This is a genomic window from Salicola sp. AFF1 (genome assembly GCF_056783195.1).
This window is the reverse complement of sequence record NZ_JBXAYL010000004.1, coordinates 69093-91525: the sequence shown is the minus strand read 5'-3', so window position 1 is coordinate 91525 and position 22433 is coordinate 69093. Positions and strand designations below refer to the sequence as shown.

The following is a 22433-nucleotide window of genomic DNA, read 5'->3' as shown; positions in this document are numbered from 1 at the left end:
TGAATTGGCGATCAGCATGCCTACCTGTCACCTTTTCTCTACGCTAGAATGAGTCCTCTCCCGATGCAACAGCCATTTTTCGATCCGAAAGCATAAGGCACCCGAACCCATGGAAGAGCATTACCGCCCCGACGCCGTCGAACGCAAAGCCCAACAGTACTGGGAAACCAACGATGTCTTCGCGGTACGGGAAGATCCCGGCAAGCCCAAGTACTACTGCCTCTCCATGTTCCCCTACCCCAGTGGCAGACTGCACATGGGGCATGTGCGCAACTACACCATTGGTGATGTGATCGCGCGCTTCCAGCGGATGCAGGGCAAGAACGTACTGCAGCCCATGGGATGGGATGCCTTTGGCCTGCCGGCTGAGAATGCGGCCATCAAGAACCAGTCGGCACCGGCCAGCTGGACGCGGCAGAACATTGAGCACATGAAGACCCAGCTCAAGCGCCTGGGCTTCGGCTACGACTGGCACCGGGAACTGGCCACCTGCGATCCCGAGTATTACCAGTGGGAACAGTGGTTCTTTACCAAGCTCTATGAGAAGGGGCTGGTCTACAAGAAGAACGCCACTGTTAACTGGGACCCGGTTGACCAGACGGTGCTGGCGAATGAACAGGTTGTGGAAGGCCGGGGCTGGCGTTCCGGTGCCGTGGTGGAACAGAAAGAGATTCCCCAATGGTTCGTCCGGATCACCGAGTACGCGGATGAATTGCTGGACGATCTGGACAAGCTCGACGGCTGGCCCGAGCAGGTCAAGGCCATGCAGCGCAACTGGATCGGCCGCTCCGAAGGCGTGGAACTGGACTTTGAAATGGAGGACGGCAGCGAGACCCTGAGGGTCTACACTACCCGTCCGGACACGCTTTACGGCGTCACCTACATGGCCCTGTCCGCGCGCCACCCGGTGGCGGAACAGGCGGCCGAGCGCTCGCGGGAAGTGGCGGATTTCGTCGAGGAATGCCGCAATACGGTCGCCTCCACCGCGGATATGGAGACCATGGAGAAGAAAGGGGTGGAGACCGGGCTCTACGCACTCCACCCGCTGACCGGTGAGCGCGTCCCCGTCTACGTGGCCAACTTTGTGCTGCACGAGTACGGCACCGGTGCCCTCATGGCTGTGCCCGCCCATGATGAGCGCGACCACGAATTTGCCCGCAAGTACGGCATCGCCATCCGCCAGGTGATCAGCCCCAATGACCAACGGGACGTGGATACCTACGAGGAAGCTTTCACCGAAAAAGGCCTCCTGATCAGCTCCGGCCCCTACACCGGGATGAGCTCGGACGAGGCCTTTTCGGCCATTGCACAGGACCTGGAAAAGCGCGGCATCGGGCAACGCAAGACCAACTACCGTTTGCGCGACTGGGGGGTTTCCCGCCAGCGGTACTGGGGCGCGCCCATCCCCATGCTGACGCTTGAAAACGGCGAATCCGCGCCGGTACCGGAAGACGATCTGCCGGTTACACTGCCCGAAGACGTCACCATGGACGGCGTCCAGTCGCCGCTCAAGACCGATCCCGAATGGCCAAAGACCACCTACAACGGGGAACCGGCCTTCCGCGAGACGGACACGTTCGACACCTTCATGGAGTCCTCCTGGTACTTTGCGCGCTTCTGCAGCCCCTGGAAGGACGACGGCATGCTGGACCCCGAGGCGGCCAACTACTGGCTGCCCGTGGACCAGTACATTGGCGGCATCGAGCATGCAATCCTGCACCTGCTGTACGCCCGCTTCTTCCACAAGCTGTTGCGTGATGTCGGCCTGGTCAACAGCGACGAGCCCTTTAACCGTCTGCTGTGCCAGGGCATGGTGCTGGCCGAGACCTGGTATCGGGAAGCAGCCAACGGTGCCACCCAATGGTTCTCGCCCCAGGACGTGGAGGCCGAGTACGATGGCAAGGGCAACGTGGTCAGCGCCACGCTGAAGTCCGACGGCCAGCCGGTCTACCCCGGCGGCGTGACCAAGATGTCCAAGTCCAAGAACAATGGCATCGATCCGCAGGCGATCATTGACCAGTACGGCGCCGACACCGTGCGCCTGTTCATGATGTTCGCTGCTCCGCCCGAGCAGGCCCTGGAATGGTCCGACAGCGGCGTGGAGGGTGCCCACCGCTTCCTGCGCCGGCTCTGGCGCATGGTGCACCAGCACGTCACGGCCGCAAGCACCGGCCATGCCCTGCCCAGCGAGGCGGATGAAAACCAGCAGGCCATGCGCCGCAAAACCCACCAGACCATTGCCAAGGTCACGGACGACTTCAGCCGGCGCCTGACCTTCAACACGGCCATCGCGGCCGTCATGGAGCTGCTGAACGAGGCCGGGCGCTTTGAGGTTCGCGGTGACGGCGACCGCGCCGTGATTCAGGAGGTACTGGAAACCGCCGTGCTGGTCCTGGCGCCCGTGGCGCCGCACATCACGCACGAGCTGTGGCAGGCCCTGGGCCATGACACCGCCGTGGTGGATGCACAATGGCCCGTTGCGGATGAGTCCCTGATGAAAGAAGACCAGATCGAGTTGGTGGTGCAGGTCAATGGCAAGCTGCGCTCGCGCATCCAGGCCGACGCGGAGGCCGAACGCGACCAGCTGGAAGCCCTGGCCCTCGCGGACGACAACGTGCAGCGCTTCATCGCGGATAAGACCGTGCGCAAGGTGGTTGTCGTGCCCGGCAAGCTCGTCAACGTGGTCGCCAACTGATCCGCCGGAGGTCCGCCATGGCGCAGGCCGCCTGGAAATCCCTTCTAACGGTGGCGCTCGCCACCGTTCTCTCCGCCTGCGGTTTCCAGCTTCGGGGCACGGCCATGGTGCCGCAAGCCCTGGCACCGCTGGCCCTTTCCTGCAACCAGGAAGTGCCCGAGCCGGTATGCTCGGGGGTTCGCGACCGGCTTGACCTGTACCAGGTGCGGGCAACCAATGAGCAATCCCCAGCGTACCACCTCACCCTCAGCGGTTATGGCGAACAACGGCGTACCAGCGCCCTGAATGAACGCGCGGCCGCCGCCGAATACGAACTCAGTGCCCGGACAACCATGGAGCTCACCACACAGGACGGTATTCCACTGCTTGCGGAGACCGAGGTAAGCGCCAGCGAGTTCTACCAGGCCGATGAGCAACAGGTGCTTGCGGGAGAACGCGAGCAGAAGGGCATGGAAGGGCTGCTCCAGCAACGGCTGATCCGGCGGATCACGCGCCGGCTGATGCCGTTTACTGAACAGCGCATCCGCCAGCTGCGCCGCGAGCAGGACCGCAGCAAGGACACTAATGAATGAAGGTAAGTCCCGAACAGCTCCCGGACCAGCTTGCCAAACGCCTGGACGCTGCCTACCTGGTAACCGGCGATGAACCGCTTCTGGTCCAGGAGGCCTGTGACCGTATCCGGGAGCGGGCCGTGGCGGAGGGGTACGAGGAGCGTACCGTCTTCCAGACGGATCCACAGTTCGACTGGCAGCAGGTTCATGATGAGGCCCAGGCGCTGTCTCTGTTCGCCAGCCAACGGCGTATCGAAGTGCGCCTGCACAGCGGTAAGCTGGGCAAGGGCCGCGAGGTTCTCGAAGCTTTCGCCAAGGCCCCGCCGGAGGATGTGGTATTGGTCGTGTCCGGTCCCCGCCTCGACAGCAGCGAAACCAGCAAGTCATGGTTCCGGCACTGGCAGAAGGTCGGACTCCATGTCCCCGTCTGGCCGGTGGACCCGGCGGACTTCCCCCGCTGGCTTGCACGCCGCGCCGAGGCCATGGGCCTGAAGCTCACCCGCAACGCCGTGGCCCAGCTCAGTGAGCGCCTGGAAGGCAACCTGCTCGCGGCACACCAGGAACTGGAACGGCTCAGGGTGGTGGCCGGCGACGAGCCCGTGGATGATGCGGTGGCCATTGGCGGCGTTGAGGACAGCAGCCGTTACAATGCCTTCGAGCTCAGTACCGAAGCGCTGTCTGGCAACCGAATCCATGCGCTTCGGATGCTGCGACGCCTGGAGGAGGAAGGCACCAACACACTCGCCATTCTGGGCGTTCTCCAGCGGGACCTGAAGCATCTCACCAACCTCCAGCACAGTCTGCGCCAGGGCAGCAACGCCGCCACCTGGTTCAAGCACAACGGCGTCCGCCAGCCGCCTCTCAGAAAAGCGCTGGAAAAAGCCTCTCGCCGACACAACAGCCATTCCATCAGCAGGGCGTGGCAACAGGCCAGGCAGGTGGACCAGGCCAGCAAGGGCAAGGACCCGGCGCTGCCGCCCTGGTCCGCCCTTGCCGCCCTGATCGAAACGCTCTCCGCTTAGCCGAACTCGGCCTCGTCAAGCGCCATCATGCTGTCGCCCCCATTACGGATGGATTCCGCCAGGGCGACCGATTGCGGCAGGATGCGATCAAAGAAAAAGCGCGCGGTCTTGACCTTACCGCTGTAGAAGCCGGAGGTATCCCCTTCCGCCTTCGGAGCCGCCGCCTGAACCATCCGTACCCAGAGATAGGCTTCGGCGGTAAGCCCGAACAGATCCAGATAGTCCACGGCCGCCGCCCCGACTTCCGCCGGGTTACCGTCCGCCGCCTTGATCACCTTCTCCGTTACGTCGGACAGGCGCTCAAGCGCCGCCGCCAGGGGCTGGGTGAACGCCTGGATCGTCGGGTCGTCCTGATTCGCGTTGATGTAATCCGCAACCTCGTTGGCGAACAGCTCGTAGTACTTGCCGCCATTGGCCACCACCTTGCGCCCCATCAGGTCCATGGCCTGGATGCCATTGGTGCCCTCATAGATCTGGGTGATGCGGGTATCACGCACCAGCTGCTCCTGACCCCACTCGCGGATGTAGCCATGGCCACCATAGACCTGCTGACCAATGACACAGGTATCCAGCGCCCTATCGGTCAGGAAGGCCTTGGCCACCGGCGTCAGCAACGCCACCATGCCATCCGCCTTTTCCTTTGCCTCGGCATCCTCGGCGAACTTGGCCTGGTCCAGCCACTGCGCGACATAGGTGATAAAGGCACGACCGCCCTCGGTGTGGGCTTTCATCTTGAGCAGCATGCGGCGGACATCCGGATGCACGATGATCGGATCCGCTGCCTTGTCCTGGGCCTGGGGTCCGTTGGGGGAACGGCTCTGCAGGCGCTCGCGCGCATAGGCCAGGGCGTGCTGATACGAGGCTTCCGCCGCCCCCACGCCCTGAATGCCCACGCCGAGGCGCTCATAGTTCATCATGGTGAACATCGCCATCAGCCCTTTGTTGGGCTCACCCACGAGCCAGCCGCGGGCATCGTCAAAGTTCATCACGCAGGTGGCCGAGCCGTGGATCCCCATCTTCTCTTCCAGCGAACCACAGGAAACACCATTGTGGGCGCCCAGCGAACCATCCTCGTTCACCTGATACTTCGGCACCAGGAAAAGAGAGATTCCCTTGGGGCCGGCAGGGGCATCCGGCAGTTTGGCGAGCACCAGATGGATGATGTTCTCCGCCATGTCGTGATCGCCCCAGGTGATGAAAATCTTGGTACCGGAGACATTGTAGGAGCCGTCGTCATTGGGCTTGGCCTTGGTCCGGATGATGCCCAGGTCCGTACCCGCGTGCGGCTCGGTCAGGTCCATGGCGCCAGACCAGGTGCCGTCGTACATCCTGGGCAGGTACTTCTCCTTGAGCTCCTCACTGCCATGGGCGTGCAGCGCCAGGCAGGCGCCAGCAGTGAGCATGGGGCAGAGCCCAAAGGCCATGTTGGCCCCCTGCATCATCTCCTCGACCTGACCCACCAGGCTCTTGGGCATGCCCATGCCACCATAGTTCGGGTCACCCCCAAGACCGACCCATCCCCCTTCGGCGAAGGTCTGATAGGCCTCTTTGAAACCATCGGGCGCGGTGACCTCACCATCCTGCCACTGGCAGCCCTGCTCGTCGCCACTCTGGTTGATGGGCGCCAGTGTGCCTGCTGCGATTTTCCCAGCTTCCTCCAGAATGGCGTCCGCTGTTTCCGGGTCCACACTCTCGCTCAGCTCGGGCAGCGATGACCATTGCCTCGGCGCATCAAAAATCTCATTGAGCAGGAAGCGCATATCCTGCAGGGGAGCCTTGTAGTCCGCCATGGATTGATCCTCATGCTGTAAAGTTCTGCGGCGTATTCTACACCGCGCTTTCTCACAGAAAAGCCCGCACGCGGCGGGCTTTTCTGGGTTGACCGGACCTTATTCCTGATCAGAACGCGAAATGTTCCTCCGGCATTTCCATCAGGTTCTCGGCGCCACTGGTCATGGCATCAGCGTGGGCCTTGGCCCGCGGCAGCATGCGCTGGAAGTAGAAGCGCGCGGTCTGGAGCTTGGCCTTGTAGAACGCTTCCTCGGAGGTACCCTCCTGCAGCTTGCGATGGGCAACCTCGGCCATCTCCGCCCAGAGGTAGGCGAGCACCCCATAACCGGAATACATCAGATAATCGTAGGAGGCCGCACCCACCTCTTCACGATTCTTCATGGCCGAAGAACCAAGCTTCATGGTCAGGTCGCCCCACTCTTTGTTGAAGGCCGCCAGTGGTTCGATGAACTCGGCCAGCTCCTTGTTGTCACCATGCTCCTTGCAGAACAGGTGTACTTTCTTGGTGAAGCGCTTGAGGGATTCGCCCTGGGTCATCAGCACCTTACGGCCCAGAAGGTCAAGTGCCTGGATCCCGGTGGTGCCCTCGTAGATCGCACCGATGCGCGCGTCCCGCACGATCTGTTCCATGCCCCACTCGGAGATGTAGCCGTGACCGCCGTAGACCTGAACGCCCAGGTTGGCAGCCTCGATACCGGTCTCCGTGAGGAACGCCTTGGCGATCGGCGTCAGGAAGCTCAGGAGCTCATCGGCCTCCTTGCGTGCTTCAGGGTCTTCACTGCGCGTGGTGATGTCCGCCTGTTGAGCCGCGTAGTAGATCAGGGCACGCCCGCCTTCAGCCAGCGCCTTCTGGGTCATCAGCATCCGGCGCACGTCCGGGTGCACGATGATCGGGTCCGCCTTGCCTTCCGGGTTTTTCGCGCCGGAAAGCGCCCGCATGGCCTGACGCTCCCTGGCATACTCAAGGGAACCCTGGAAGGACAGTTCAGCGGAGCCCAGCCCCTGGATCGCGGTGCCGATACGGGCAATGTTCATGAAGGTGAACATGTAGCTCAGCCCCTTGTGCGGCTCGCCAATCAGGTAGCCGATGGCCTCGTCAAAGTTGAGGACGCAGGTGGCGTTGCCGTGGATGCCCATCTTCTCCTCAATGGAGCCCACGGAGACGGCGTTGCGCTCGCCGGGATTGCCATTGGCATCGGGAATGAACTTGGGCACGACGAACACGGAGATACCCTTGGTCCCTTCAGGGGCATCCGGCAGCCGGGCCAGTACCAGGTGGATGATGTTCTCTGCCATGTCATGGTCGCCGGCGGAGATGAAGATCTTCTCGCCGGAAATGCGATAGCTGCCATCGGCATTGGGCTGCGCCTTGGAGCGCAGGATGCCCAGGTCGGAACCACAGTGGGATTCGGTCAGGCACATGGTACCCGTCCACTCACCACTGATCATCTTGGGCAGATAGGTCTGCTTCTGCTCCTCAGAGCCGTGAGCCTCCAGCGTGGACATGCAACCATGGCTCAGCCCCGGATACATCCCAAAGGACCAGTTGGCGGTGCCCACCATTTCGCTCATCACCATGGAAAGCGAATTCGGGAGCCCCTGGCCACCCAGCTCCACATCACCAGTCATGGAGGGCCAGCCACCTTCAATGTACTGCTGGTAGGCTTCCTTGAAGCCGCTCGGCGTTTTCACTTCACCGTTTTCCAGCTGGCAGCCCTCATTATCGCCGGTCTGGTTCAGGGGCGACAGGACCTCCTCACAAAAGCGGGCGCCTTCCTGGATAATGGCATCCACCATGTCCGGGGTGGCTTCCTCGCCGCCGGGAATGTGCTGGTAATGCGTCTCAGCGTCCAGAAGTTCATTCATGACAAACTGGATGTCACGCAGCGGGGCTCTGTACTGGGGCATGGTTTTCGACCTCGGTTCATGCAATTAAACGGGTGTTTGAAACATACGTTTGGGCCGGGTCTGATGTCAAGGGACACAGCCACCAGGAACACATTTTGCCGAGCAAGGGAGGGATTCAGGCTATGGCGCTGAAACGGGGTTCAGCATTGAGGGGATCGGTGGAATCCAGGGAAGGCATATCATCCACATCCCGGAAAAGGTTCACCCGGGCATCGCCATCACCGGAGCGTCCAGACGGAGAGGCCTGCGTTTCCCCTGTTGGACCGGGGCTGTCATCCCCCTCCTTCTGGCTACTGGAACGCAGCTCTGACTGTGCCTGGAGCAGCTGGCGGGTTGCCTCCTGGGCCACGCTTAGATCCTGGGGAGAGGGATCGGCCGGTGCCAGCGCAGCGGAGCGGACGGTGCGCATCTTGCTGATTGTGGCCCTGGGATCATCGCGAACGGGGCTGGTATCAATGGAAACCTGCCCGCCCACGGCATAGAGCTGCCCCTCCGGTCCACGCTGATAGGTGTACGTCGGCGCGCCAGCGTACTGGCCGCCCACCACCTGGTGAGCCTGTTCATGCTGGCGCACCTCCCGGTCACGGCCACGCAGCTCCTGAATTACCGAGTCCTCCTCCGGAGTAGGTCTCTCTGATCCCTGCTCCGGATCTTCACGGTTCCCCTGGCTGGCCTCCTGCCCGCGCTCTTGCTGGTTCCCGCTGCGAGCGGACCCCGGACGTTGCGAGTCCGCGCTATTGCCCTCAGAGGAAGGGTTCGAACTCTGTTGCTGCGGGGACTGCTGGCCTCCCTGCTCACTGATGGAAACCTGAACGCCCGCACCGCCATCGCTGTCTTTGCTGCGGGGCGCGGTGGGATCAGGCTTAGGAACTGGCGTTGTACTGACGGATTGCGTGGAAGCGACTAAAGAGCCGTCAGCACTGGACGAAAGGGGCCGTGGCACAGCGCTGGCAGCTGCACCTGGGGTTGCGTTGCTGCGGGTTACAGCACCGCCGCCATTAGTGATTGCTGGCTGTATGGATGTAAGCTGCACGGCAATTCCATTCCGGATTCAGGCACGTTCATCGAGCAGCGTCCCCACCATCTCGTCCGCTGTCCGAACCACTTCAACCGAGGCTTCCGCATTGCGCTGATTGACCTTCAGATCCACCAGAGACTCCGCAAGGCCGTCACTGTTAGCACCGGCTTTACTCGACGCAACCTCCTGAGCAGGGGCGTCCGTGGTCCCCGTCCGCGCAATGCGCCCAGCCGCCTCCTGCATGCCCTTTTGAGCATTCTGGACGCCGTTCACACCTAAGGACATCGCATTACTGATCACGGGCCCACCTCACGCCCAGAGTATTCACATGCATTACACCACAGCAGTGTTCAATTTTCAAACAGCGGCATAAGATCCCAGCCTAATGGTCTGGCAAAGGTAAAGAGAGATGGCGCGCGGCTTCCTCCGCCATAGCCTCCATCTGTTCAGATGCCAGCCAGGGCACGCGCCCCATGCAGGGAGCCGGCATGCGCTCGCACAGCGTGTTGAAGGTGTCTTCCTCGCGCGCCATAGGCTCCGGCGTACAACGGTTGGCAATCCACCCCGCCAGGCGGCAGCCGTCACGCTGGATCGCATCGGCACTAAGCAGGGCATGGTTGATCGCCCCGAGACGAAGTCCGACCACCAGGATCACGGGCAGCTGCAGTTCCTTCACCAGATCCGTCCAGGTTTCATGATCATTGAGAGGTACCCGCCAGCCACCAGCGCCCTCCACCAGGAAAAGGTCCGCCGGTCGCGTCATGGCACCCCGGCAGAAACCCGCCAGGCGCCCTGCGCTGACCTGGCGCCCGGCTTCCCGGGCCGCCACGTGCGGCGCGATCGCTGGCTCCAATGCCACCGGGTTAATGGTTTCATACGCCATGGATTCAGTCATCGCTCCGGACAGCGCCAGGGCATCCGCGTTGCGCAGCCCCTCTGGTGTCCGTTCACACCCCGAGGCCAGCGGCTTCATCGCCCGGGTACGGAGTCCATTGCGAGCAGCCAGGCGCAGCAGCCCCGTGCTGACGATGGTTTTACCGGAATCGGTGTCAGTACCTGTCACAAAGAAGGATTGTCTTGGCATCAGCGTTACACAACGAGTGGGGGTTATTGGCCGGGGCCGGTAAGGTGAACATAGGCCACTTGCCAGGTTGCGGGCACACCATGGCCGGGGTCCCGATGGCGGTTATAGGCCCGGCGCATGGCCTTCAGGCGCCCTGGCCCGAGCGCGCCGCGATGACGCTGTTCATCCTTATAGCGGGCGCCCAGCGTCTTGAGCTCACCCAGCAGCGCCATCACATCGGGGTACCAGAGAACCAGTGGTTCCACATCAACGGTCACCCCTTCAAAGCCGGCGGCCAGCCGCGTTTCCAGTTCCGCTGGCGTCAGGAAACGATTGACATGGCGCCGCCCTGGGTCGGCCTCCGCCCAGGCGGCCTCAAGCTCGGTCAGCGTTCCGTCCACCAACGTCGCCAGATGGGCCTCGCCGCCCGGTCGGAGTAACCGGGCCATCTCCTGGGCAACGGCACTGGTGTCTTCGCACCACTGGATCATCAGGCTGGAGTGGAGCCAGTCCAAGCTGCCCGAGGCCAGTGGCAGGTTGGCCGCATCAGCTACCAGCCAACGCGCGTTCACGCTCCGGTGCGAGCGCGCATAGTCGATCATGCCAGGCGACAGATCGGCAGCGATTAACTCAGCCGGCGCCAACGCTTCAGCCAGTCTGGGCAGGCTGAAACCGGTACCGCAGCCAAGGTCCAGCCCAACGCCCCCCACTGGAGGGTCCATACGAGCCAGCAGGTTCAGGGCCACACGCTGCTGCAAGCGTGCCGCCTCGTCATAGCTGTGAGCCGCGGCCCCGAAATCCTCTGAGACCCGGTGGCGACTGACTTGATTGGCCTGGGGGGCATTCATGGGGTCAACGACTCCAACGTCTTACTGATCCAATCCGTCACGCCTGGGACGGTCCCCGGCCAATGGCAGGCCTCAGCTGCCAGATGGTACCGCTCACCGGCGAGCCCAAGCGCCCCTGGCACCGAGGCGTTCACCAGCGCATCCCGGGCACCAAAGAGATGCCGGGCCCAGGCACCTGCCTGTTGCCACAACGCCCGCTGATCCAGTGCTGCCAGCCATTCAAGGCTGTTCACCAGCCCCCGTTCATAGTCGGGCGTGAGGGCCGGCCAATCCTGAGCCTGCAATTCCCGCCGAACTGTTCTCGGAGAAGGAGCACCCTGGCTCACCAGCGCACAGAAGCGCCCCAGGGTCTGCTCCACATCCGCCAGGACGCCCTCCCGGAAACCACGGAACTCGGCCTCCGCCATACCGGTGGGCCAACCCGGAGCCTCCAGGAAGCAGGGTGTGGAACAGAGCGTGATGACACCTCCAACCCTGTCGGAAAACCGTTCGCGCGCCGCCATTGCGACCTGCCCGCCCAGGGACCATCCGAGCCAGGGTACCCCCCAAGGTACCGTTTCCATGACAGCCGCCAGCGCCGCATGGAGATCGCCATGCCTGGCCGCCATGCTGGTGGGATCCAGTATCACCGGCTCTACCCCCTCGGGCAGCAAGGCACAAAGTGGCGAGGCGGGGATGCCCCAACCACCGACGACCACCACCTGCCTCATGCGACCCCCGATTCACTGCGCGCGGCCTTGAGTGCCTCCAGCAGGCGCTCCATGTGTTCATCCGTATGGCTGGCGCTGAAAGTGAAGCGCAGACGTGCCTCGCCCTGGGGGACCGTAGGCGGACGAATCGCCGGTACCAGGATATCCCGCCGCGCCAAAGCCTCACTCAGCGCCATGGCCCGCTCCGAGGGCCCCACGATCAGGGGCTGTATCGGCGTCCAGGACTCCATCAACCGGTAACCGAGGGCTGCTGCTTCGTCCCGGAACCAGGCCACCAGCTTCGCCAGCCGCTCCCGCCGCCAGCCCTCTTCCCGGCACAGTTCCAGGCTGCGCAGGGTGGCGGCCGCCATTGCCGGTGGCATGGCCGTCGTGTAGATGTAGGTCCGGGCCTTCTGGAACAGGTAATCCACAAAGGCGCGGGAACCGGCAACAAAGGCACCGCCAACGCCCAGCGCCTTGCCCAGGGTTCCCACGAGTATGGGGACGGCGGACTGGTCCAGCCCCCGGACCTCGGCAATGCCGCCACCACTGCTGCCCAGCACACCCAGGCCATGGGCATCATCCACCATCAGCGGCACGCCCCGCTCGCGACAGAGAGCGGACAGGCCATCCAGCGGCGCCAGGTCGCCGTCCATGCTGAACACACCATCGGTTGCGACCAGCGCACAGCGCTCGTCCGCATCAAGCATGCGCGCGGCAGCATTGGTATCCGCATGGGTATAGCGCTTCAGGCGGGCGTCCGCAAGACGCGCACCATCAAGCAGCGAGGCGTGGTTGAGCCGGTCCTGGAGGATCACGTCATGGCGGCCGGCCATGGCGGCGATCACGCCCAGGTTGGCCATGTAGCCGGTGGAGAACAGGGCGGCTGCTTCACGGCCTGTATGGGCCGCCAGGGCTTCTTCAAGCTGGTGATGGCAACGGTGGTGGCCGCTGACCATATGCGAGGCACCGGCCCCCACACCATACTTGTACGCCGCCTGGGCAAGGGCCTCGGTCACCCCCGGATGACTGGCAAGCCCCAGGTAATCATTGCTGCAGAACGCCAGCATTCGCCGACCATCCACAACGATCTCCGGGCCCTGGGCAGAATCCAGGACCCGGCGCTCCCGCAGCAGCCCCTGCTGCCGCAGCGCTTCGAGCTCCGCGTCGTAATCAGGCATTAGCCGCGTCATAGAACAGGGCACTTTGGCGTTCCTGCTCCATGCGGCGGCTCAGCTCCTCGGCTTCATCCTCGTCCGAGCGGTGTGTTGCCAGCGGCTCCGGCACAATTCCCAGGCGCCGGAACAGGGCTCGGTCCTGCTCGGCCTGCGGATTGTCCGTGGTCAGGAGCTGGTCACCGTAGAAGATGGAATTGGCACCGGCCATGAAGCACAGCGCCTGCATCTGGTCGTTCATGTCCTCACGGCCTGCGGACAGGCGCACATGGCTCTTCGGCATCAGGATGCGCGCTACCGCGATGGTCCGTACAAACTCGAAGGGATCCATATCCTCAACGTCTTCCAGGGGCGTGCCCGGCACCTTGATCAGCATGTTAATGGGGACGCTTTCCGGGTGATCCGGCAGGTTGGCCAGCTGCAGCAACAGCCCCGCCCGGTCATCCTCATCCTCGCCCATTCCCATGATACCGCCGCAACAGACCTTCATGCCGGCCTTACGCACGTTATCCAGGGTATCCAGGCGTTCCTGATACGTCCGGGTGGTAATGATCTGGTTGTAATAACGCTCGGAGGTATCAAGGTTGTGGTTGTAATAGTCGAGACCCGCCTCCGCAAGCTCACCAGCCTGGTCCTCGGTGAGCATACCCAGGGTCATGCAGGTCTCAAGGCCCATCTCCTTCACGCCACGGACCATCTCCAGCACATGCGGCATATCCTTCTTGGTGGGACTGCGCCAGGCCGCGCCCATGCAGAAGCGGGTGGCACCAGTGTCCTTGGCGGCCTTCGCCTGTTCCAGAACCTTCTCCACCTGCATCAGCTTCTCTTTCTCAAGACCGGTATTGTAGTGACCGCTCTGCGGGCAATACATACAGTCTTCAGGGCAGGCGCCGGTCTTGATGGACAGCAGCGTGGAAACCTGCACTTCATTGGGATCGAACCACTGGCGGTGCACCTGTTGGGCCCGGAAAACCAGGTCATTGAATGGCATATCCAGAAGTTCACGGACCTCCTTGAGGGTCCAGTCGTGACGGATGGCATCGGAAGCGGTCATACTGGTGTCCTTATTCCTGCTGATCGATGGTCTGCCACACGGAGGTGCCCAGACGAATGAAAACCATGATAAGGATGGCCGGACGGCTGTCAACCAGAGCAACCAGACTGGTTAACAAGGGTAACACAGACCGGTTCCGCCTGAGCCGCTGCGTCATCTGCCTGGGCCCGGATGAGAGCCACGGGCTCTGCCACGCCTGCTTGCGCGATCTGCCAGGGACCCGCCCCTGTTGTGAACGCTGCGCCCTGCCACTGTCCATTGGGGAACGCGGCGCCAGCCTGTGCCAGCAGTGCACCCGTACCGACCCGCCGCAGGACCTCAGCCGCATCCCCTGGCGTTACGAGTGCCCGGTGGATCGGATGATCCAGAACTATAAATATCACGGTGCCCGCGCCCAGGGGGCCGCGCTCGCCCGCAACTGGCTGGCAGCCTGCGGCACGCCCGAAACCCTGCCCCAGGCGCTGATTCCGGCCCCCATGGACAAGCGCCGACTGCGCGAGCGCGGCTTCAGCCAGACGGGCGAACTGGCGGACTGGTTCAGCCGCGCTACAGGCATTCCCGTACTGGCAGACCGGCTAAGGCGCCATCCTGGCTATCAGGCCCAGGCCAACCTTTCGCGCTCTGAGCGCCGGCGCAACCTCCAGGAGGCATTTTTTGTTTCCAACGGCAATGATCTACCAGCCCATGCGGCGCTGGTAGAGGACGTGGTCACTACCGGCGCCACGGCGGAGGCCATGGGCCACTGCCTACGCGAAGCCGGCGTTCGGCGGCTGGAGGTCTGGGCACTTGCGAGAACGCCGTAAACATTATGCCAGCCGCTCAAGAACCCGGTCGGCAAGCGCCAGAGAGGCGGTCAGCCCGGGGGACTCGATACCGAACAGATTCACAACGCCGCTCAGTCCATGCGTTTGCGGCCCCTGGATGCAGAAATCCGCGGGTGGGTCGTCCGGCCCATGGATGCGGGGCCGAACGCCCGCGTAGGCCGGCGTGAGACGCCCAGGCTCCATCGCTGGCCACCACCGTTGGACCGCACTGGCAAACGCGGGTGCCAATGATTCCGGCACGGACCACTCCAGCTCATCCACCCAGTGCGCATCCGGACCAAAGCGCGCCTGTCCGGCCATGTCCAGAGTAAGGTGAACGCCCAGGCCACCGGCTGCCGGCAGCGGATAAATCAGGTGCTTAAAGGGATGACGACCGCTGTAGGCAAAATAATGTCCCTTGGTAAACCACTGCCGGGGTAGCGCTTCAGAGGGCAGCCCTTCCCAGCGACGCGCCAGCGGCACCGCCCCAAGTCCGCCGGCATTCACCACGACCTCGGCGCTGAGTTCACAGGGATCATCGCCACCAACCTGAATCCGATGGCGCCCCTGCACGCTCTCGATGCGCTCCACCGGCGCCCGCCGCACCAGCCAGCCCCCATGAGCCTCCAGGTCTCCCTGAAGCGCCCTCATGTAGGCATGAGCATCCACAATGCCACTCATTGGCGATGCCAGCGCCGCCACGGCCTCCAGCTCCGGTTCCTCCCGGCGCTCCCGGCTGCCAAGCCATTCCAGAGCCACATCATTGTCCGCCGCATTGCCCTGCAGCCGCTCCAGGGCCGGGATTTCCTCCTCGCTGACGGCAACCAGCCACTTGCCACAGCGTTGATGGGGCACACCATGACGCTCACAGAAGTGATACAGCCGGTCACGACCCTCACGGCACAGAACGGCCTTAAGCGATCCCGGCGGGTAATAGATCCCCGCATGGATCACTTCACTGTTACGCGAGGAGGTCTCCTCACCCGGGAGAGCGTTGCGTTCCAGCACCAGGACCTCATGCCCGGCCCTGGCCAACGCCCGGCCCACGGCCAGCCCTACCACCCCCGCACCGATAACAACCGCATCAACCTGCTCGGAATCCATGATCAAAGGATACCAGTCAGGGCTCTGATTGAAACGCCCAACCGGTTATACTGGGGCCGAGTTCACTCACTGGGGGAAGCATGCCGGATACCCACCCGCTCACCGCGACCGCGGTCGCTGCAACGCCGCTCACCGCAGCGGGAGGCGGTTAATCCATGGAGACAATGGCGCACCCCTACCAGCACCTCACGCCCAGCCTGGTTCTGGATGCGGTTGAGGCCTGTGGCTTTCCGGTCAATGGCCGGCTCTTCCCGCTCAACTCCTATGAAAACCGGGTCTATCAGGTGGGGGTCGACGACCGCCAGCCCGTGATCGCCAAGTTCTACCGCCCCGGACGCTGGTCGCGCGCTCAGCTGGAAGAAGAGCACGGTTTCGTGGCCGAACTGGAAGCCGCTGAAATCCCAGTGGTTGGCGCCATGCCCATGCCCAACGGCGGGTATCTCGCGGACTACGGCGGGTTCACGCTCGCGCTCTACCCACAGCGCGGTGGCCAGGCCCCAGACATCACCATGCCGGATACCCTCTTCCGTATCGGCCAGTGGCTCGGCGGCATCCATCAAGTGGGCGCGCGCGCCGATTTCGAGCACCGCCCCACCATTGACCCGGTGCGGATGATTGAGGAGGGCCACCGGTACGTTCTGGACGCCGGCTTTGTCCCGGACGATCTGCAGCCAGCGTACCGAAGCCTGATCCCGGATCTTCTGGACGCAATCAAGAGGTGCCAGGAACGCGCCGGCGATGTGACCCTCCAGCGGCTGCATGGGGACTGCCACCTTGGTAACATTCTGATGCGCGAGGAACAGCTGCTGTTTGTGGATTTTGACGATGCCCGCCAGGGCCCCGCCATCCAGGACATCTGGCTGATGCTCAGCGGTGATGCCGAGGAACAGCGCTCACAGCTGGGCGAACTTATTGAGGGGTATGAGCAGTTCAACACCTTCAACCCGGCGGAATGCCACCTGATTGAACCGTTGCGCACCATGCGACTGATCAATCAGGCGGCCTGGCTGGCCTGGCGGTGGGATGACCCCACTTTCCCCATGCACTTCCCCTGGTTCGGCCAGGACCGGTTCTGGTCGGACCACATCCTGATGCTGCGCGAACAGCTCGCCAACCTGCAGCAGCCACCCGTAAGGCCGCCCGGCCCCTGACAGCGCAAACGACCAACGGAAACCGCAGCATGAATGACCCAACCGGCCGCTTCGATACCGAGACCGATGCCGTTTACGCCGGCACCAGCACCTCTGATGACCCTTTCCGGTTTGATGAGGCGGTGGCACGCGTTTTTCCGGACATGATCCGGCGCTCGGTGCCCGGCTATACCACCATCGTGCCCATGATTGGCATCATTGCCGCCCGCTTCGCGCGTCCGCACACCACGCTTTACGATCTGGGGTGCTCACTGGGCGCTGTGAGCCTGGCCATGCGCCACAGCGTCAAGGCCGAAGGCACACGCATCGTGGCCGTGGATAACGCGGCCTCAATGATCGAGCGCTGCCGCCATTACGTCGCCCTGGACGATGGCCAGCTGCCGGTAGCGCTGCAATGCGCGGACATCCGCAGCATCGACTACCAGCCCGCCAGCGTTGTGGCGCTGAACTTCACGCTCCAGTTCCTGCCCCCACAAGAGCGGGATACGTTGCTACACCGACTCTGCCAGGCGCTGGCGCCGGGCGGCGTACTGGTGCTTTCGGAAAAGGTCGCCTTCGAGGATCCGGCGGAACAGTCCCTTCTTGAAAACCTCCACCTGGATTTCAAGCGCGCCCAGGGCTATTCCGAGATGGAGATCAGCCGTAAGCGCAACGCACTGGAACAGGTGCTGATTCCAGAGACTATTGCCACCCACAGACAGCGCCTTCAGCACGCCGGCTTCGAGCAGGTCACTCTCTGGCACCAGTCGTTGAACTTTGTCTCCATGATGGCCGTGGCACCGGAGGGCACCCCATGAACCAGACGCTCAACTGGCGGGAGGAATACGCCAACCTCCTTGAATGGCTCCGCGCCACCGGTCGGGACCAGTGGCGGCACCAGCTGGAACAGCGCCTGAGCACTGTTTTCGAAACCCATCCCCATGGCGATCTGCCACGCTGGCTGGCGGCCCTCGACCAGCTACCACCGGTTGCTGGCGTGGAAGCTGAGCTGGATCAGGCAACGGTCACCCTCAGCGCCCCGGCACCGCTTGATGATGCCCGCCAACGATCACTGGAAGAGGGCCTGAAAGGGCTCATGCCCTGGCGTAAGGGCCCCTATTCCTTCTTCGGGACTCCCATCGACACCGAGTGGCGTTCCGACTGGAAATGGGAGCGTGTCCGGCCCGGGCTGAGCGATCTTCGGGACCGCACCGTCCTCGATGTAGGCTGCGGTTCCGGCTACCACTGCTGGCGGATTCTGGGTGCGGGTGCCTGCCGCGTCGTTGGCATCGACCCGGGCATGCTGTTCCTGGTGCAGTTCCAGGCGGTACGCGGTTATCTGGATGACCCGCCGGCCCACCTCCTGCCCCAGCGGCTGGAAGACCTGCCCCACCAGCTGCAGCTTTTCGACACCACCCTGTCACTGGGAGTTCTCTATCACCGGCGCTCGCCCATTGACCACCTTTTGGAGCTCAAGGGAACCCTCAAGCCGGGTGGGGAACTGGTGCTGGAGACTCTGGTCATCGAGGGGGAACTGGGTGAGACACTCATGCCGGAAGACCGTTACGCACGCATGCGCAATGTCTGGTTCATTCCCAGCGTGCCCACCCTGGAGCGCTGGCTCCATCGCGCCGGCTACAAAGCGATTGAGTGTGTGGATGTAACCCGCACGACCACGGCCGAACAACGCGCCACCGAATGGATGCAGTTCCAGTCACTGCCCGACTTCCTGGATCCAGCCAATGAACACCGCACCATTGAGGGCTACCCGGCACCCCGCCGGGCCACCCTCGTGGCCCGCAAACCTGCCTGAAGCTCAGGCGTTGAAGGGATGCCTCAGGGTGACGGTCTCGACCCGGTCGGGTCCGGTTGAGATCACGTCGATCGGTGCCTCGATCTGCTCTTCCAGAAAGCGGATATAGTTGCGGGCATTCTCCGGCAGCTGATCAATGGAGGTGATGCCCGAGGTGCTCTCGGACCAACCCGGCAGGCTCTCGTAGACGGGTTGAATGGCGTCGTACTGTGCGCCCCGGATCGGCGGCCGGGTAACGCGGCCCTCGCGGGTGATGTAGCCCACGCAGACTTTCACTTCATCCAATCCATCCAAGACATCCAGCTTGGTCAGGCAGATGCCGGAAACACTGTTGACCTGGATGGCGTGGCGCAGCGCCACGGCGTCGAACCAGCCGCAGCGGCGGGCCCGGCCCGTGGTGGTCCCGAACTCATGACCCTGGCGCGCCAGATGCTCGCCACAGGCATCGGACAGCTCGGTCGGAAAGGGACCGGAGCCAACCCGGGTGGTATAGGCCTTGGTAATGCCCAGGATGTAATCCAGGTACTGCGGACCAAAACCGGTCCCCGTGGCTGCGCCCCCAGCCGTGGTGTTCGAGGAGGTCACGAACGGATAGGTGCCGTGATCGATATCCAGGAGCGCCCCCTGGGCCCCCTCAAACAGGATATGCTCACCGCGCTTGCGCAGATCATGGAGCATGTCCGTCACGTCCGCGGCCATGGGCAGCAGTTGCTCGGCATACCCCCGGAATTGCTGGAGGGTCGCCTCCACATCCACAGGAGACTCCCCGTAATACTCGGTCAGCACGAAGTTGTGATAGGCCATGAGCTCCCGCAAACCGCGCTCGAACGCCTCTGAATCCGCGAGATCCCCAAAGCGCAGCCCCTGGCGGGAGACCTTGTCCTCATAGGCGGGTCCGATACCACGCCCGGTGGTGCCGATGCAGTCCTTGCCGCGGGCCCGCTCACGAGCCTGGTCCAGGCGCTCGTGGGTGGGCAGGATCAATGGGCAAGCCTCGCTCACGCGGAGCCGCGAGCGCACATCCACGCCCCTGGCCTCCAGCTTCTGGATCTCTTCAAGCAGAGCATCCAGCGCCAGCACGACCCCATTGCCGATCATGCAGGTGACATGCTTGCGGAGAATACCAGAGGGAATCAGGTGAAGCGCTGTGGTCTCACCATCAATCACCAGTGTGTGGCCGGCATTGTGCCCGCCCTGGAAGCGCGCGACAGCAGACACTTCCTCGGTGAGCAGATCCACGATCTTGCCCTTGCCTTCGTCACCCCACTGGGTGCCCAGCACTACGACGTTCTTACCCATGAATGGCTCGCTGATTCCTGCAGAAACTCATGATTGACGTTCGCGCCGCTGTGGCTACAGCGGCACCACCTGCCAGTCTCCATCCCGCCAGACCAGCTGGCGATCGCACCCGGGCGGTACCCGGTCACTGGCTTCGTCATCCAGTTGCTGGATGACGGTTTCACTCTGGCGAAGCTCGCTGATGCGCTGGCGGAGTGCCGCATCAGAGCCGGCCGGCGCCACGATAGCGCCAGCGCCACTAACACAGGAGCGCCGCCCCGCATCCAGAAGCCGGTTGAGATCGGCACTGAACCCCGTCGCTGGCCTTGCACGACCGAAGTCCTCGCCAACGGCATCGTAGCGCCCGCCCTGGGCGAGCGCCTCCTCCTGTCCTGGCGTATAGGCCGCAAACACAAGGCCCGTATGGTAGTTGTAGCCACGCAATTCGCTGAAATCGAAGCCAACGGCGACGTCTGGATGGCGATCACGCACCCGCTGGGCAGTCTGCTCCAGCTGATTGATGGCTTCGAGGACTGGCGCCGGGGCATTGGCCAGCCGTTGACGGGCGGCTTCCGGCACTTCCTCACCGCCGGTGAGTCGGCCCAGGTCGCGCAGCATGGCTCGCGCCGAGCCGGCTTCAGCACTCCCCAGCAGTTCGTCCAGCTCCGGGATGGCGCAGCGACGCAGTGCATCGAAAACCCGCTGCTCCAGGTCAGCGCCCAGAGCGGCCTGCTCCGCCAGGCACTGGAAGATGCCTACATGAGCCATATCCAGATGCACAGTTTCAACGCCGGCCGCCGTCAGCGTCTCCAGCATCAGGTCGATGATCTCCTGATCGGCGCCACTACTGCGGCTTCCGAAGAGCTCGCAGCCCACCTGCAACGGGGTACGGTTGGCCAGCATACTGGTGGGCCGTGCGTGCAGTACATGACCGGCATAGCAAAGGCGGGTAACACCCTCGCGACGCAGACTGTGGGCATCCATCCGAGCCGCTTGCGGGGTCATGTCCGCACGCACGCCCATCATACGGCCGGTCAACTGGTCGGTAAGCTTGAACGTCTGCAGGTCCAGATCGTTCCCCGTACCCGTCAACAACGACTGCAGATACTCGATCATCGGCGGGATAATAAGCTCGAAGCCCCAGCGCCGATAGGTATCTATCAGCTCCCGGCGCAAAGCCTCAACTCTCTGGGCCCGGGGTGGCAGCACATCGGCCACGCCATCGGGCAGTAACCATCGATCAGACGTACTCATGACGCTTGAATCCGTGATTAGTTGACTGACTGAACAGGAACGTCTTCAGTGGCCCTGGTCACCTAGCGAGCAACATAAAGCAGGATCACACCGACCAGCATGCTCGCAAAGCCCGCCCAGCGCATACTCGAGGGCGCCACCTGGGCCAGGAACTCAACCAGCCGCTGCCATCGCTGGGGATACAGGAACGGCATGATGCCCTCAATAATGAACACCAGCGCCAACGCTGTCAGCAGATCCTGCCACATGGCAATACCGGGCACCGTCTGGGGTTATTACAAAGCCGCAATTCTACGCCCTAAAGGTCCACAAAAAAACCGGAGCCGCGGCTCCGGTTTATAGGGCAATCCAGGCCACTTCCTATTGCGTGCCCTCCGTCCCCTTGAGCAGATCCAGGAACTGGCTCTGGGAATCCATGACGAACATGTCCTTGCGGCTGCTGAAGGTTGACCGATAGGCCTCCAGCGTCCGGTAAAGCTCGTAGAAATCCTCATTACGACCATAGGCGTCGGCATAGATGCTGGCCGCTTTGCCGTCGCCCTTACCCCGGACTTCCTGGGCCTTGCGGTTCGCCTCCGCCAGCAGCACAGTCACCTGTCGATCCGCCTCCGCGCGCAACGCTTCGGCCTTCTCACGTCCACGGGAACGGTATTCCTGAGCCTCCGCCTGGCGCTCGGTCCGCATGCGCCTGTGTACCGTCTTGCTCACCTCCTGAGGCAACTCGATACCCTTGATCCGGATATCGATGACACGGATCCCAAATTCCTCCTTGGTCATCTCATTCACGTCGTCGGTAATCTGGGCCATCAATTCATCCCTTGACCCCGATACCACCTCGGTCATATTACGAACACCGAACTGGTCCCGCAGTCCATTCTCAATCCGCGAGCCCAACAACTCCTCGGCCTGGGCCTCACGGCCACCGGTTGCACGATAGAAGTCAGCCACATCCTGAATCTGCCATGTGACATAGGAGTCCACATCAAGCGGCTTTTTCTCAATGGTGAGATAACGCTGGGGCTCAATGTTCTGCGTCAGGATCCGCGTATCAAATTCACGGGCGGTTTCAATCCATGGCAGCTTGAAGTGCAGCCCCGGCTCCACGCCGGTTTCCACCAGCTCACCGAAGCGAAGTACCACACCACGGTGGGTTTCAGGGATGATGTAGACCGTTGCCGAGACGAGGTAGAGAACCACGACACCGGCAATCAGGGCCAGTATGCCTCTAGAGTTCATC

The 22433-nt window shown here is 63.0% G+C and carries 21 protein-coding genes; 7 read left to right on the top strand and 14 right to left on the bottom strand.

Annotated elements, in window-relative coordinates; all coding sequences use genetic code 11:
- The first annotated feature begins 109 nt into the window (after positions 1-109).
- From leuS to holA, 3 genes are read left to right on the top strand one after another with little or no spacing between them, the layout of a single operon-like run.
- Positions 110-2695 (top strand): leucine--tRNA ligase, encoded by a 2586-nt coding sequence (leuS, locus tag AC1RQI_RS03960; protein ID WP_481903748.1) that lies wholly within the window; start codon positions 110-112, stop codon positions 2693-2695.
- A 17-nt stretch (positions 2696-2712) separates the two neighbouring features.
- On the top strand, positions 2713-3267 hold the full coding sequence (locus AC1RQI_RS03955; protein ID WP_481903747.1) for an LPS-assembly lipoprotein LptE: 555 nt from the start codon (positions 2713-2715) through the stop codon (positions 3265-3267).
- Positions 3264-4268: a DNA polymerase III subunit delta gene (gene holA / locus AC1RQI_RS03950; protein ID WP_481903746.1), complete on the top strand. Its 1005-nt coding sequence runs from the start codon at positions 3264-3266 to the stop codon at positions 4266-4268. Before AC1RQI_RS03955 ends, holA begins: the two co-directional genes overlap by 4 nt.
- Here holA and AC1RQI_RS03945 read toward each other — a convergent pair.
- The 9 genes from AC1RQI_RS03945 to bioB all read right to left on the bottom strand — a co-directional run bounded on the left by AC1RQI_RS03945 (position 4265) and on the right by bioB (position 13814).
- On the bottom strand, positions 4265-6058 hold the full coding sequence (locus AC1RQI_RS03945) for an acyl-CoA dehydrogenase C-terminal domain-containing protein (protein WP_481903745.1): 1794 nt from the start codon (positions 6056-6058) through the stop codon (positions 4265-4267). The two genes, holA and AC1RQI_RS03945, sit on opposite strands and share 4 nt — an antisense overlap.
- A gap of 109 nt (positions 6059-6167) precedes the next feature.
- Positions 6168-7967 carry an acyl-CoA dehydrogenase C-terminal domain-containing protein gene (locus tag AC1RQI_RS03940; protein ID WP_481903744.1) on the bottom strand — a complete coding sequence of 600 codons (1800 nt, stop codon included), beginning with the start codon at positions 7965-7967 and terminating at the stop codon, positions 6168-6170.
- A gap of 115 nt (positions 7968-8082) precedes the next feature.
- Positions 8083-8910 carry a putative metalloprotease CJM1_0395 family protein gene (locus AC1RQI_RS03935; RefSeq protein WP_481903743.1) on the bottom strand — a complete coding sequence of 276 codons (828 nt, stop codon included), beginning with the start codon at positions 8908-8910 and terminating at the stop codon, positions 8083-8085.
- A gap of 108 nt (positions 8911-9018) precedes the next feature.
- Positions 9019-9285, bottom strand: coding sequence for a flagellar biosynthesis protein FlgE (locus AC1RQI_RS03930; RefSeq protein ID WP_481903742.1), 267 nt, complete (start codon positions 9283-9285; stop codon positions 9019-9021).
- Between the two features lie 82 nt (positions 9286-9367).
- Positions 9368-10069, bottom strand: a complete 702-nt coding sequence (bioD, locus tag AC1RQI_RS03925) for a dethiobiotin synthase (protein WP_481903741.1) — start codon at positions 10067-10069, stop codon at positions 9368-9370.
- 23 nt (positions 10070-10092) lie between these two features.
- Positions 10093-10896, bottom strand: a complete 804-nt coding sequence (bioC, locus tag AC1RQI_RS03920; RefSeq protein WP_481903740.1) for a malonyl-ACP O-methyltransferase BioC — start codon at positions 10894-10896, stop codon at positions 10093-10095.
- Positions 10893-11606 carry an alpha/beta hydrolase family protein gene (locus tag AC1RQI_RS03915; protein ID WP_481903739.1) on the bottom strand — a complete coding sequence of 238 codons (714 nt, stop codon included), beginning with the start codon at positions 11604-11606 and terminating at the stop codon, positions 10893-10895. Before AC1RQI_RS03915 ends, bioC begins: the two co-directional genes overlap by 4 nt.
- Entirely contained in the window at positions 11603-12766 is a 1164-nt protein-coding gene (gene bioF, locus AC1RQI_RS03910) for an 8-amino-7-oxononanoate synthase (RefSeq protein ID WP_481903738.1), read from the bottom strand. Before bioF ends, AC1RQI_RS03915 begins: the two co-directional genes overlap by 4 nt.
- Positions 12759-13814, bottom strand: coding sequence for a biotin synthase BioB (gene bioB / locus AC1RQI_RS03905; RefSeq protein WP_481903737.1), 1056 nt, complete (start codon positions 13812-13814; stop codon positions 12759-12761). Before bioB ends, bioF begins: the two co-directional genes overlap by 8 nt.
- Positions 13815-13870: 56 nt before the next feature.
- Between bioB and AC1RQI_RS03900 the strand changes: the two genes are divergently transcribed.
- Complete coding sequence (locus tag AC1RQI_RS03900; protein WP_481903736.1) at positions 13871-14617, top strand: double zinc ribbon domain-containing protein; 747 nt, start codon at positions 13871-13873, stop codon at positions 14615-14617.
- A gap of 3 nt (positions 14618-14620) precedes the next feature.
- Here the strand turns inward: AC1RQI_RS03900 and AC1RQI_RS03895 are convergent, their stop codons facing one another.
- Positions 14621-15721, bottom strand: a complete 1101-nt coding sequence (locus AC1RQI_RS03895) for an NAD(P)/FAD-dependent oxidoreductase (protein ID WP_481903735.1) — start codon at positions 15719-15721, stop codon at positions 14621-14623.
- A gap of 155 nt (positions 15722-15876) precedes the next feature.
- On the opposite strand from AC1RQI_RS03895, the gene AC1RQI_RS03890 reads away from it, so the two are divergent.
- The 3 genes from AC1RQI_RS03890 to cmoB are packed head-to-tail and all read left to right on the top strand — an operon-like array spanning position 15877 to position 18664.
- A complete protein-coding gene (locus AC1RQI_RS03890) occupies positions 15877-16872 on the top strand; it encodes a serine/threonine protein kinase (protein WP_481903734.1) in 996 nt (331 codons plus the stop codon).
- Positions 16873-16901: 29 nt separating this feature from the next.
- Positions 16902-17669, top strand: coding sequence for a carboxy-S-adenosyl-L-methionine synthase CmoA (cmoA, locus tag AC1RQI_RS03885; protein WP_416635322.1), 768 nt, complete (start codon positions 16902-16904; stop codon positions 17667-17669).
- Positions 17666-18664: a tRNA 5-methoxyuridine(34)/uridine 5-oxyacetic acid(34) synthase CmoB gene (gene cmoB, locus AC1RQI_RS03880; RefSeq protein ID WP_481903733.1), complete on the top strand. Its 999-nt coding sequence runs from the start codon at positions 17666-17668 to the stop codon at positions 18662-18664. The genes cmoA and cmoB overlap by 4 nt, the downstream gene beginning before the upstream one ends.
- A 3-nt stretch (positions 18665-18667) precedes the next feature.
- On the opposite strand, the gene AC1RQI_RS03875 is transcribed toward cmoB, so the two are convergent.
- From AC1RQI_RS03875 to hflC, 4 genes are all read right to left on the bottom strand, one after another.
- Entirely contained in the window at positions 18668-19963 is a 1296-nt protein-coding gene (locus AC1RQI_RS03875) for an adenylosuccinate synthase (protein ID WP_481903732.1), read from the bottom strand.
- A gap of 54 nt (positions 19964-20017) precedes the next feature.
- Positions 20018-21196, bottom strand: a complete 1179-nt coding sequence (locus tag AC1RQI_RS03870; RefSeq protein WP_481903731.1) for an ATP phosphoribosyltransferase regulatory subunit — start codon at positions 21194-21196, stop codon at positions 20018-20020.
- A 62-nt stretch (positions 21197-21258) separates the two neighbouring features.
- Positions 21259-21444 (bottom strand): DUF2065 domain-containing protein, encoded by a 186-nt coding sequence (locus tag AC1RQI_RS03865; protein WP_481903730.1) that lies wholly within the window; start codon positions 21442-21444, stop codon positions 21259-21261.
- Between the two features lie 112 nt (positions 21445-21556).
- On the bottom strand, positions 21557-22432 hold the full coding sequence (hflC, locus tag AC1RQI_RS03860) for a protease modulator HflC (protein WP_481903729.1): 876 nt from the start codon (positions 22430-22432) through the stop codon (positions 21557-21559).
- Between the last annotated feature and the right edge of the window lies 1 nt (position 22433).